Here is a 12,112-nt window from a genome sequence, read left to right as displayed (position 1 = left end):
ATTACCCCTTCGAAGCTCCTGCCGTCAGACCCTGAACAAGGAATCGTTGCAGGAAAACGAACAGCAGTGTAATTGGAATCGCGATCAGTACCGCACCCGCAGCAAACATCGTAAAGTTACTGTCCTGATAACGGTTGACCAGATCCCACATACCCACCGCAAGCGTCCAGTTCTCCTTTGTCCGCAGCACCAGCCGGGCGAAGATAAAGTCCATCCATGCACCCGTGAAACTGGTTAGTGCCACATAAGTCAGCATCGGCTTGGATAAAGGCAGGATGATGCTGGTGAATACCCGCAGGTGACTTGCACCATCCATGCGGGCCGCTTCATCCAGACTGCGGGGAATCGTATCAAAGAAACCTTTGACGATAAATCCGCCCAGTACCGCCCCTGAAGAATAGACCAGGATGAGCGCAGCGTGGGTGTCGAGCAATTTAATTTGCAGCAAAATGATATAGATGGCAATCATGCTCATGAAACTCGGGAACATGCCGAGGATTAGCATGGTGGAGAGAATCGTTTTACGTCCACGGAAGCGGAAGCGGGACAAGGCATACATCCCGAGTGTCACCATCAACGTGGAGAAGATCATTGTGAAAAAGGCAATTTTCAGCGTATTCATATACCATCTGCCGTACATAAAGGACGGGTTATTGAACAGCTCCCCGTAATGGGTCAGCGTGAAAGCTTCCGGCCATAACCGCTCACTGAACAATGCCGCACCGGGTCTCAGGGAAGAGAGAAAGATCCAGAGTACCGGATAGATGGAGACAACGGCGACGATCAGCAACAGCACATAACTCAGGGCCACACGCAGCGGATTATTACGTGTCTTCATTGAATCATGTCCTCCTCCTTGAATGATTTGGAGCGGCGGAAGTTCCAGATAGAGAATGTAGCGATAATAAGGAAGATGATAATGCCTACCGCTGAAGCCATGTTGAATTTGTTATTGTCGAGCGTGAGCTTGTAGAGCCAGGTCACCAGCAGGTCCGTTGCCCCTGCGTACTGGTAGTCTCCCCGCAGTGGATTTCCATTGGTCAGCAGGAAGATGACATTGAAGTTGTTGAAGTTTCCGGCGAATTGCATGATGAGTACCGGGGTTGTGGCAAAAAGAATGAACGGCATGGTAATGATCCGGAATTTCTGAAACGCAGATGCTCCGTCCACTTCGGCAGCCTCATAGAGGTCACGAGGGATGGCTGTCAATACACCCAGAATCAACACCATACTGACCGGAATACCGATCCACATGTTGACGACAATAACGGTGACCTTAGCCCAGAATGGATCTGTCAGCCAAGGCAATCCTTCCAGTCCAAATGCTCTCATATACGTATTGATTGGACCAAACTGACCATTGAACAGATTACGCATGAGCAGCAAGGAGATGATCTGTGGGATCGCATAAGGCAAAATAAAAATCGTCCGCCACAGCTTCTTGAAGCGTATGCCACGCTGTTCAATCAACAGTGCTACTAACACGCCGCCAAAATAGGTGGTGACTGTCGCCAAGATGGCCCAGATGACCGTCCAGGTCAGAACGCCGTAGAATGTCTGACTCCAGGATTTCAGCTGGATCAGATCACTGAACGTCTTGAAGCCTACCCAGTCCACGAGTTTTGCTGGCGGAATATGATCCGGGGCCGAATAGTTGGTAAACGCGATCGTGATCGTAAACAGGATGGGCATAACGGTGAAGAAAAGAATGCCCAGGGCCGGGATGGACAGGAACAGATACGGAAAGTTTTTGTCCATCATGTTCCGAAGCGATGCCGCTGCGCCTAGGGTCTGTTTGCCTTCCTCCCTCGCAAGCCCCGTGACGTACGCATCCCGAATATTCAAGATGTAGATTAAGATAAACACAAAAAACACCAGCAGTACGATAATGCCATCAAGCAGCAAAAAGATGGAATGGTCTCCCCTTTGAAGTACAGTGGACCCATTCACTTTGACAAAACGCTGTGTATTTTCCCCCAGTGTCCATATGCCCCATACGGCCTGTGACAGGCGAGGAAGCAGGTACGCAAGCCCTGCTCCCTCCAGTAACAGTAGACAAATCCCCTTAATCCATTGTCGATTGTACAGCTGTCCAAGACCTTGCAGTATGATGGAACATATGGCCGCTGTCATCCGATGCTGTCTTTCCGTGTTCGGTCCAACAGGCACCGGGACATGCTGCTGTTGCATTCGCTCTCTCCTCCCCGCCTATTGCTAACCTGCATACATTGAACAAAAGTGTACTTACACTGACCACTCCGATGACAGAATAAGCTTCCGATCGCTGTTATCCCCAGATTTTTTTCGATCCCTTTTCCAAAAGGGAAAATCCGGTGATAAAGGCGCACGTTTTACTTCTTCATCTTTCTTCTGTCCTCTACGTTTTTGTGTAAATATGAAGTTCAATTTATGCAGCTCTTATGCATATCTTCGCATTCGTCGTTCGTCCTTATTGGACGGTTGCAAGGCTTTCCTGGATCTGTTTCACGGCGTTATCCAGTGATGCCTTCACGTCCTTTTCGGTATCCCATATATCCGTAATGGCCGAAGTGATCGGTCCCCATACGCTGTCCATGGCAGGAAGCGAAGGCATTGGAGTTGAGTTGTTGAACTGTTCCAGGAACGCCTTGTTGATTGAGTCCTCTTGCAACTTCGGATCAGCAGCTACGTTTTTGTTCGCAGGAAGTGTACCGTTCAGGTCAAAGTTCTCCATCTGGGCCTCTTCATTGGAAAGGAACGCTGCCAATAGCTTCGACGCATTCGGATATTGCGTAAATGCATTCACATAATAGGCTTTAACGCCTGAGAAGGAGGTCATCGGTTTGCCATCAATTGCCGGAAGCGGAGCAACGCCAAAATCAATACCTGCATTGCGATAATCGGCAATGGTCCACGGACCATTAATGTCCATAGCGAGTTTTCCGCTGGAGAATAATCCTTTTTTGATATCATAGTTCACGTCACCCATCTTAAGCGGCAGCACCTCCGACTTCAGCGTCTGCAGGAACTGTCCACCCTTCTGGGCTCCTTCGTTATTCAGACCGAGATCCGCGCTGTCCATTCCGTTGTCTCCAAAAATATAACCGCCCTGTGAAGCCAGGAATGCATAGTTATAATAAAACTGCTGCAATTCCCACATCAGTGCGTACTGATTGGACTTCACATTATTGAACGTCTTGGCGAAACTGATAATCTCATCAAAGTTTTTCGGAGCTTCCGGATAGAGTGCCTTGTTATAGAAAAGGGCGTAGGTCTCCACGCTGTACGGATAGCCGTACAGGATATCCTTGAACGTCACTGCCTTCAGCGCGTTGTCGCTGGTGTTCTCTACGGTTTCTGCTTCGAATATGTCATTGGGCAGAATAAGTCCCGCCTCTGAAGCGCTACCAATCTTATCATGCGGGAAAACAACAACATCTGCCGCCAGACCCGCTGGGCCATCCGTCGTCAGCTTGGTTACCTGATCGGTTGGAGGTAATTCCTCCATTTTGACCGTTACCCCATATTTTTCTTCGAATTTTTTGACCCTTTGTTCAATAAAGCTGCTTTGATTTTTATCCTCCCAGATCACCAGGGTCGCCCCTTCTTCCGGTTGAAGGTTCTCGGCTGTCAGCTCTACAACTTCCTCCGGATTCTCACCTGCCGTTGTTGGAGATGGACTTCCGCCTCCAGCCCCGCACGCAGCCAGTGTAAAAGCCATCATGACGGACAATGTTGCCCCTTGCCATTTTCTCATGTAAAATGTCCCCTTCCCTCTGCTTGGTCCAACAAAGTTCGCGCTTTTCACCCTTTTGTCTGCGTATGTTGTCAGGTTCTGCACCCCATATCCCCTTTTGTACAAACGTTTGCTCAAATGGAAGACAAGATGACCTCTCCGTTCAATATGTAGGGGTAAACAAGTCAAGAAGTATGTAAATCCACTGATGTAAGCGCTACAATAACAATCACATCATACAATAACAAACTTTATTTGCACAAACGTTTGCACAAGCCATATTTGCTCAATTTCAACCATTTTCTTTCTTCTACCTACAGTAATTTCCTGTTTCCTTGTTCTGACTCTTTCTTCCTTAATATTACTTCATGAGTATCCCTTACTCGGCAGTTAGCAATTGATTTCTCGTATCCTTTGGATTACCATAGGAGAATATTTATACGATTGTTCAGAAGGGATTTTTTACATGATTACGATCAAGGATATTGCCAAATTGGCGGGTGTTTCCCCTTCTACAGTGTCACGGGTGATTTCCAACCATCCCAGAATCAGCACCAAGACATCTCTCAAAGTGAAGCAAATCATGAAAGAATTAAACTACCATCCCAACATCATCGCGAAGAGCCTGGTTTCCAAAACAACACATACCCTTGGGATTATGCTTCCGCGTCCTGCAGAAGAGTTGTTTCAGAATTACTTTTTCGGGGAACTGCTGCGAGGTATTATTACACATGCCACCCGTATGAATTATGAATTGCTGCTAACAACCGAAACATCATCAGACAATGAACTGCATGCAATATCACGCCTTGTTCATGGCCGTAGAGTGGATGGCATTCTACTGCTTGGGTCCAAACGAGACGATCCCATCATTTCTTTTTTGGAAGCGGAAAAGTTTCCTTTTGTGTTAATCGGTCGCAGTGAAGCTCATCCAAATGCCCCCATGGTGGATAACGATAATGTGCAGACCGCTTATGATGCGACTCATCATCTGATCGCTCAGGGCCATACCCGAATCGGATTTGTCAGCGGTCCTCCGGACATTACGTTATCGCATGATCGTATGTTAGGATACCAAAAAGCGCTTGCCCACGCCGGGCTGGATGCGGATAGTGACTGGATTGTGGAAGGTGAATTTCTGCAGGAAAGTGGATTTAGAGCGATGTCGCTGTTCATGTCCTTGCCGGACAGACCCACCGCAATTGTTGTCATCGATGACAATGTGGCCTTCGGGGTATTGAGGGCTCTTGCGGAGCTTCATTATCTGGTGCCTGAAGATATCAGTGTGGTCAGTTTTAACAATATTGCATTATCGGAACTGGCTTCTCCACCCCTAAGCTCTATCGACATCGGGACTTATCAGCTTGGTTATACAGCCGTTCAGGTACTGTTAAAAATTCTTAGTGGGGAACCACAGCTTCATAATCCGGTCATTATCCCCCATCGTCTGATCGTGCGCGAATCCTCACTCTTTTCCAAGCCAAAGCCACCCTTAGATTGATTCATTTCGAGTATTCGCGTAGTAATGCAAACGTTTGTCCTACACGGAATATGATGCTGTTATCCACCGTACGTAGGTGCATAGGTGCAAAAAAGAAGCCGCATATACACATGCGGCTTCCTTAATTCACACACTATTTCCGTACTCCATGCTTGTCTGCGCTTGAATGGATTAGTAAGAGCTCCACCCAGCATCTGCTGTAACGACAGTTCCATTCACGAAGCTGGACTCGTCAGATCCAAGGAACAAAGCCACTTTGGCGATCTCTTCGCTCGTCCCGATGCGTGGGTTAATTGCCATCCCAAGCTGTTGCCGCCCTGCACCGAAATGGCTAATACCTGTCATGGAAGAGCTGATATTGGTTGCCACAGCGCCTGGAGCGATTGCATTACAGCGAATGCCTTGCTCAGCATACATATAGCCTGTATTTTTGGTGAAGCCCACAACCGCATGTTTGGACGCCGTATAGGCTGCCCCTGCACGTCCGCCGTGTAGGCCCCCTGCCGAAGCAATATTCACGATGATACCTTTTTGTTTTTCCAGGAAAATCGGCAATACTTTACGTGTTGTCCGCATCACACTGGTTGTGTTCACAGCGAACAATCTCTCCCACTTCTCATCCGTTACATCTGCTGCCGGCTCCATGCCATCCATAATTCCCGCATTGTTAACCAGAATATCTACTGTACCGTATGTGCTAACTGTCGTATCGATCAGATTTTGCACATCTTCTTCTTTGGCTACATTGGCCAGAACGACAATTGCTTCTCCGCCCCGTGCTTTAATATCATTAACTACCGCTTGTGCGGACTCTTCGTTAATATCCGATACGACGACTTTCGCGCCTTCTTGAGCATACAACGTGGCAATTGCTTTCCCCATACCTGAACCAGCACCTGTAACAACTGCAACTTTATCTTGAAGTTTCATTCCATGTATCCTCCTTTGTGTATTCGTTTACAATAAGTTAACAAACAAATGTTCATTAACTCTTATCCTTAGTATAATAAGTCATAGCGTTTTACATCAATCAGTAAAAGCTTGCCCAGTTGTACGTTAAACAACACTTACAAGCCTGAATGTACTTTAACTAATAAAGTGAACTCGCGAGGAGGTAAATAGATGTCTGAAACTATGAATTCGATGGACCGAAGAATTAAAAAATCAAAAGCTGCACTGAAGGATGCACTCATCCATTTGATGCAAAAACATCCCTTTAAAGAAATTTCGATTACGGATATTGTGCAGCGTGCCGACCTGAATCGGGGAACCTTCTACAGGCACTATCAGTACAAAGAAGACCTGTTCAACGAGATTATCGATGATGTAATTCAGGATCTGGTGACTTCTTTTCGTAAACCCTATCAGGATGAGGAAGAGTTCCAAGTCAATCTGATGCCCTCTTCGGCGATCACTATATTTGAGCATGTGCACCAACATGCACAATTCTACACATTGGTTGTGAAATCTGAGGCCTCCTCCAACTTCCAGCGTATGATCTGTGATGTTCTTCGGGATCTGGCCTTACAGGATCTGAACCACATCTTCCCGCAGCACATCAACCATGAAATATTGGCAAGCTACCAATCTCATGCGATATTCGGCATGATCATGGAGTGGATCAGACAAGATTTCAAGAACAGCCCCGCCTACATGGCCGAGGAGTTGTTCAAGATCATCCATTACAAGCCAGATAATGTCGTGTTGAGAAACTGAGATTCTGATTTGTCTTACTTCCCTATAGCAGGGTGATTGAGAGTGATTTAAGAAAGCTCCACCACCAAAATTATGTAAATGCATTCCTGTAATTTCTGGTAATGATATGTTAGGTTATCCAATGGAATACAAACAAAAGGAGGATGACATTACATTTGAAGAAGTCGTGGATTATATCATTGATTACCAGTTTTGTTTTGCTTGGCGGAGTGCTTCTCTCTCCAGCCATTTCTGCTGATGCAGCCAAAATAGCAACCTCTACATATTCAGATTCAGATCAGAGTTATGCAGAATTTGAAGAGTACACTAATCAGTTATTTGCTCTTGAAACTTATGAGGCCAAGGCCATCACAGCTTTGGAAAGCATCGACACCCAAGTAACTTCAACAAATCGCAAGTCCATGTATCTTAAACTTACGAATACGGTGATCCCCAATTATACTAAATTGGTATCCAAGGCAAAACAAATCAAGCCTACCAACCCGCAAATCAAGAAAATCCACGCCACATTTGTTAAGGCAAGCTACACTCAGCTCGAAGGGTACCTGTTGTACCAAAAGGCAGTATCCAAGAACAAAGTGAATTACACGTTACTAAAACAGGGTAGTGCCAAAGTAAACACCGCTAGTGTTCTAATGGATCAATGCGAACAACAGTTATACGCTTATGCAAGAAGCTTGGGGTATGACAGTTAGTACCAATCTTCATAAAATCCAAAAAGCGACCATTCCCCATGTTTAATGAGGAACGGTCGCTTTTTCTAATTATAGAAATAAAGATAACAATTTAATGTGTATTTATTTCTCTCTTTTCTGATTACAGCCCCAGCTTCTGCCCTTTCTCTAATCGCTGAATCTGCTGCTCGCCGGTATCCGCAAGTTCACGGAACTGGTTAATCGTCTCACGCATTCTTGGCAGAGCTTCCTGCTTATAAAGACTGATTGAATCGAGTGCTGACAACACATCGGTAAACGCCTGTTTCATCGTATCCACGGAGATGCTAGCCTCATATGCTTGCTTCTGAATGGCAATCCCCTGATCCTTGAGCATCTTGGATGTTCCGGCGATCAGATCGTTGGTTGTCTGGTTCAGCAATTCAATCTTCTGCAATACAATCTTCTGATTATACAAAGCACTCGCTACTGTAACGGCAATCTTCAATGCCGAGATCGTTACATTCTTCGCCCGGTCTACCCCTCGGATCAGTTCCTTGTTGTTGCGGATCACCACTTCGATCGCCATGATGCCCTGCTGGTTCACGACCAACATCTGCTGCAGATCCATCACACGCTGACGGAGCGGGAACAGCACTTCTTCGGTAATAAACCGGACCTTCTCAGGGTCCTCATTCCGAACCTTGGCCGCTTCAATCTGCGCATCGATGGACTCATCCATAAGCACGCCAAGCTGAATCTCCTTTTGCAATCGTTTGGTGAGTTCCCGCAGGTTCTGTTGTTCAATCTCCAGCGTTGTATTATCGTTACGCAGGGTGGATCTGCCTTTATCCAAAGAGGTTACGATGTCAGCGATGACTGCGTCAGCCTTCTGGTATTTCAGGAAATAGGCGCGAAGCGGATTGAACAATTTCCCGAGGAAACCGGTCTTGGCAAAGTCGACCACGCTTGGGTCGAGATCCTTCAGTTGCATATGCAGCTCGGTCAAACCTTTGGCGACCTGACCGCCCTCGTCTCCCGTCTTGGACAGATGTCCAACGGAGACTTGAAGCAAGGCGTTTTTCTCAGAAGAGGATCTCATCGTGTTCATGCCAAAGCCGTCAATGGATTGCAGAATTTCTTTGCGCTTCTCCAGGGATTCGAGATCCAGTGTCATGATCATCTCTACGTTGGCATTTGCCACTTGTTGAAGCTCCGCGACCTCGGCGGGCACGGGTTTCACTTCTTCTTCGATCACCTTCTGAATTTCCTTCTGGCTCGGTATTTCCATTGAAAATGACATCTACAATTCCCCCTTTAAATACGTGCTGTAAAATGATTGATATTCCACGCGAGTGACTCCGATTGCAGTACCATCCTCCGATCGCTGTTATCCCCAGATTTCTTCATCTTCCTCTTTAATCGGTTGAAATCTAGTGATAAAGGCGAACGCTATGCTTCTTCAGATCGGTTCTGCACTCTACGTCTTCGTATTAATAAATTTACATCTGTACGTTAAACAGGTTTCCGATCTTGTACACAACATCGTCGGTATCGGCATTGATGCTTGCAGCCTCGTTAATGCTGGAGATGCTCTCCAAAGCCTTGATGTCCGCATTGTATCCAATCGTATAGATCGGCACTTTGTACGTCTCGACCAGATCCCGGATATCCTTGAGGGTATGACCTTCGTTGGTCTCGCCATCACTCAGGACAAAAATCAGCGGCTTCACGTTCGGATTAGCAGCCATATAATCTTCCAGCATCTTCATTGCTACCACGATCCCGTCAAAGGTCGCCGTACCACCCCCAGCTTGCAGACTATCAACTGTTCCGACAAACATGGACTGCTGGTTCGTATCATACTTGGCAATTGGCAGATTCACAGTTACCCCGCTAGAGTAAGAAACCAATCCAATACTGTTCTCTGTGCCCAGATACTTCTGACCTTTGCGTAAAGACTCCTTCAGTCGGTTAAGCGGCTCGCCGTCCATACTTCCGGACACGTCTGTCACGAACACGGCAGCAATAGGTTTACTGCCATTCTTCTTCTCTTTCCATACTTTCTGTGCAGACAGCAACGTACCGCCATCCACGGTAGCCAATTCGGATTTGTAATCCTGCAAACCGTTGAAACCAAATTCTTCCGCCGATTGTTGGTACTTCGCCTGGGTTACGAATTCCGCAAACTTCTGGATAATCTCCTGTTTGTTCTGCGGCAATTGTCCCAATGCATACAACGGGCTATCATGTCTCACACCAAATGGTGTAAAGACGTATCCACTCTTCAGATCAGCGGTATTCACATACGTCTGGTATTCGAGTACAAAGGCATCCAGTCTGCCTGACTTGGCAGCTTCCCGCATCTGAATCGTTGTTGAGGCTGTAAACGGTACATTCGTCTGGAATTTTTCAAACCCTTCAATGGCCTTCTCGCCAAGCGGGTTGGCGCTGTCATACGTATTCAGTGCAGTCACCAGGAAATTAAGTCCTGTGGAGCTGGCAAATGGATCGGTATATCCCATCGCGAGTTCATTGTTGGCAATGGCTTCGGTTACGGTTTTTACATTAACGGAACCGTACGTATCAACCAGTGCATCATATTTGGCTTTGGAGATGACAATACCCGGAACATTCCCAACCAATCGCTCGGATACCATCTCCGTCTTCACCCCACTAGCCTCAACCATCTCGCCCCACAGTTCATTGGAAGGTGTGAATGCATCCGGCATATACTTACCAGACTTGATATAATCGGTGGCCGTACCAGAGGCAATGTTGCGAATTTTGACCGACACCTGTTTGCCACCAATGGTAATATTAGCTTTGTTGAACTCCTCGCCCACTTCGGTTAACCAGCCGTCTACCCCGCTGCCCGACTTCTCTGTGGAAGAAAAGATTTCGACGTAATCATTTGTTGTATTCTCTACGGCAATTGCAAATTTGGAGATATCCGGCAGTGATTCTGCCACATCGACCGGGTCGAGATCAATCTGTCCTTTGACCGGTTCCGCCGTCGCTGGCGCAATGTCCGCGTACAGTTTCCCCAGTTCCTTACCTGCATTCTCTGTGCTCACCTGTGTGGTCGACTTGCCAAAGTTCGATGTTAGTGTAATTCCTGCATAGACCAGACCAAATACGAGTACCAGCATCACGATTGATATGAAAAAAAACTTTCCCTTCTTGGCCATACGAGCAACCCCTCACTGTCTGTATAATTTGGTGTGCTTGATTAACTGATCAATCTCCTGCATACAAGGCATCTGTTCAATATCTCCGGCTTCAAAGCTGTCGAGGCGTGAAATCTCCAGTAACAACTGATCGAGCTTGAGCAAGATTTCCTCATTGGTGTGTAATGCATTTTTCACATAAGACAGATAATCGTTGTATACCTTGGTTTTTTCCTGAAAAAGCTTCTGGGGAAGTGTTGAGGATTTGGATTTCATCATGTTGGCATAGTCAGCTTCATCAAATACATTCAATCGGTTCAGCACACTGCGGATGTTCAGGTACAACAGCTTCTCCACTTCCAGTGTGACCGAAGCAAATTTCTTGTAGCTCAGTTCTCCTGGATCAAACCGTTGATGAAGCACATTCAGGAGGGTTTCTTTTTTCTTTTTCATTCGACTAAGTTGGGACAGCCCCAGTGTAATATCTTCTTCGAGAACTTTAATGCGCCTATAAAAAGATAAGGCTTCCACATAATCTTCATGCGTTTCAATATGCTTCACAGGCAGGACTACCGGTTGTCTGAACAGCAAGGTGTAACTCCCATATAGGAGTGCCATTGCACTGCCGAACAGAAGGGTAACGGATAGTGCAGTTGTGAATGCACCCTCATCGAAGTTCAGCCCGATGAAGCCGGGTGAGAATGCCAGAACATTCACAGCCACAATACAGAGGATTAATCCGAACAATTTTATGTACTTGATCATGTTCAATCATCCGACCTCCTTTCATGTTATATATTGGTGCTTGATGTCGTAATTTTCCTGTTCAACTTATTCTTATTGTACATGATGTTAACGCTCTCAGGTGGATATGATTGGATATTTGGATACTCATAATATACGTGGTTTGGGCTTATCCCATTTCATATTTTCAGGGACAACGTAGAACTTGGCAGGAAATTTGGTGGTCAATCGTAAAAGTTCGTCTTACCAGACGGCAGATTGTGGAGAAGAAATGTTATCAGATAATACGTGGAAAATAGCTATGCGTGTCATTTTTTATATAAGACTTGTCTGAAAAGGAGTAATGCAAAAAGGACGAATCGGAGCTCATCCGGTTTCGTCCCTTTTGCGTTGGTTCATCATTTCTCGTGTTCTTATTGAAAATCTCGATGCCGTATTCTCTACAGCTAACGAACTGAGGTGACGCTATTAGGTACATTCCAGCTCTTCTGAAAATGTAACGAACCTGAGACACGTTATGTTCCCGTTTTAGGTGAAAAGGTGTTGTTTATCGCCTATTTCGAATGAAATAGCTTCGCTGAGATTCGTTACATTTCCCACCTCACCAAAATTC

Annotated in this window: 10 protein-coding genes; 3 read left to right on the top strand and 7 right to left on the bottom strand. The window is 46.2% G+C overall.

Features of this window, described 5'->3' with window-relative positions:
- Position 1 precedes the first annotated feature (1 nt).
- From MKZ13_RS04750 to MKZ13_RS04740, 3 genes are all read right to left on the bottom strand, one after another.
- Positions 2 to 838, bottom strand: a complete 837-nt coding sequence (locus MKZ13_RS04750) for a sugar ABC transporter permease (protein ID WP_339182234.1) — start codon at positions 836 to 838, stop codon at positions 2 to 4.
- On the bottom strand, positions 835 to 2,190 hold the full coding sequence (locus MKZ13_RS04745; protein WP_221818862.1) for a sugar ABC transporter permease: 1,356 nt from the start codon (positions 2,188 to 2,190) through the stop codon (positions 835 to 837). Before MKZ13_RS04745 ends, MKZ13_RS04750 begins: the two co-directional genes overlap by 4 nt.
- Before the next feature lie 259 nt (positions 2,191 to 2,449).
- Positions 2,450 to 3,736 carry a maltose ABC transporter substrate-binding protein gene (locus MKZ13_RS04740; protein ID WP_221818861.1) on the bottom strand — a complete coding sequence of 429 codons (1,287 nt, stop codon included), beginning with the start codon at positions 3,734 to 3,736 and terminating at the stop codon, positions 2,450 to 2,452.
- A gap of 445 nt (positions 3,737 to 4,181) precedes the next feature.
- Between MKZ13_RS04740 and MKZ13_RS04735 the strand changes: the two genes are divergently transcribed.
- Entirely contained in the window at positions 4,182 to 5,216 is a 1,035-nt protein-coding gene (locus tag MKZ13_RS04735; RefSeq protein ID WP_339182229.1) for a LacI family DNA-binding transcriptional regulator, read from the top strand.
- 171 nt (positions 5,217 to 5,387) lie between these two features.
- On the opposite strand, the gene MKZ13_RS04730 is transcribed toward MKZ13_RS04735, so the two are convergent.
- Positions 5,388 to 6,146, bottom strand: a complete 759-nt coding sequence (locus tag MKZ13_RS04730; protein WP_339182225.1) for an SDR family oxidoreductase — start codon at positions 6,144 to 6,146, stop codon at positions 5,388 to 5,390.
- A 192-nt stretch (positions 6,147 to 6,338) separates the two neighbouring features.
- Here MKZ13_RS04730 and MKZ13_RS04725 point away from each other — a divergent pair, with 192 nt between their 5' ends.
- Together MKZ13_RS04725 and MKZ13_RS04720 are read left to right on the top strand one after the other, a co-directional pair.
- The gene (locus MKZ13_RS04725; RefSeq protein ID WP_339182222.1) at positions 6,339 to 6,932 is read left to right on the top strand and encodes a TetR/AcrR family transcriptional regulator; all 594 of its coding nucleotides are present in this window, start codon (positions 6,339 to 6,341) and stop codon (positions 6,930 to 6,932) included.
- 155 nt (positions 6,933 to 7,087) lie between these two features.
- Entirely contained in the window at positions 7,088 to 7,627 is a 540-nt protein-coding gene (locus tag MKZ13_RS04720) for a hypothetical protein (protein ID WP_339182219.1), read from the top strand.
- A gap of 121 nt (positions 7,628 to 7,748) precedes the next feature.
- Here the strand turns inward: MKZ13_RS04720 and MKZ13_RS04715 are convergent, their stop codons facing one another.
- From MKZ13_RS04715 to MKZ13_RS04705, 3 genes are all read right to left on the bottom strand, one after another.
- Positions 7,749 to 8,888 (bottom strand): toxic anion resistance protein, encoded by a 1,140-nt coding sequence (locus MKZ13_RS04715; RefSeq protein WP_017690481.1) that lies wholly within the window; start codon positions 8,886 to 8,888, stop codon positions 7,749 to 7,751.
- A gap of 199 nt (positions 8,889 to 9,087) precedes the next feature.
- Positions 9,088 to 10,776 (bottom strand): VWA domain-containing protein, encoded by a 1,689-nt coding sequence (locus tag MKZ13_RS04710; RefSeq protein ID WP_221818857.1) that lies wholly within the window; start codon positions 10,774 to 10,776, stop codon positions 9,088 to 9,090.
- 12 nt (positions 10,777 to 10,788) lie between these two features.
- Positions 10,789 to 11,520, bottom strand: a complete 732-nt coding sequence (locus MKZ13_RS04705) for a hypothetical protein (RefSeq protein ID WP_313771416.1) — start codon at positions 11,518 to 11,520, stop codon at positions 10,789 to 10,791.
- Between the last annotated feature and the right edge of the window lie 592 nt (positions 11,521 to 12,112).

The sequence above is a fragment of the Paenibacillus sp. FSL R5-0701 genome, assembly GCF_037973995.1.
Taxonomy (GTDB): domain Bacteria; phylum Bacillota; class Bacilli; order Paenibacillales; family Paenibacillaceae; genus Paenibacillus.
Note: the sequence above shows the minus strand (reverse complement) of the source record. Positions and strands in the feature narration are given on the sequence as shown.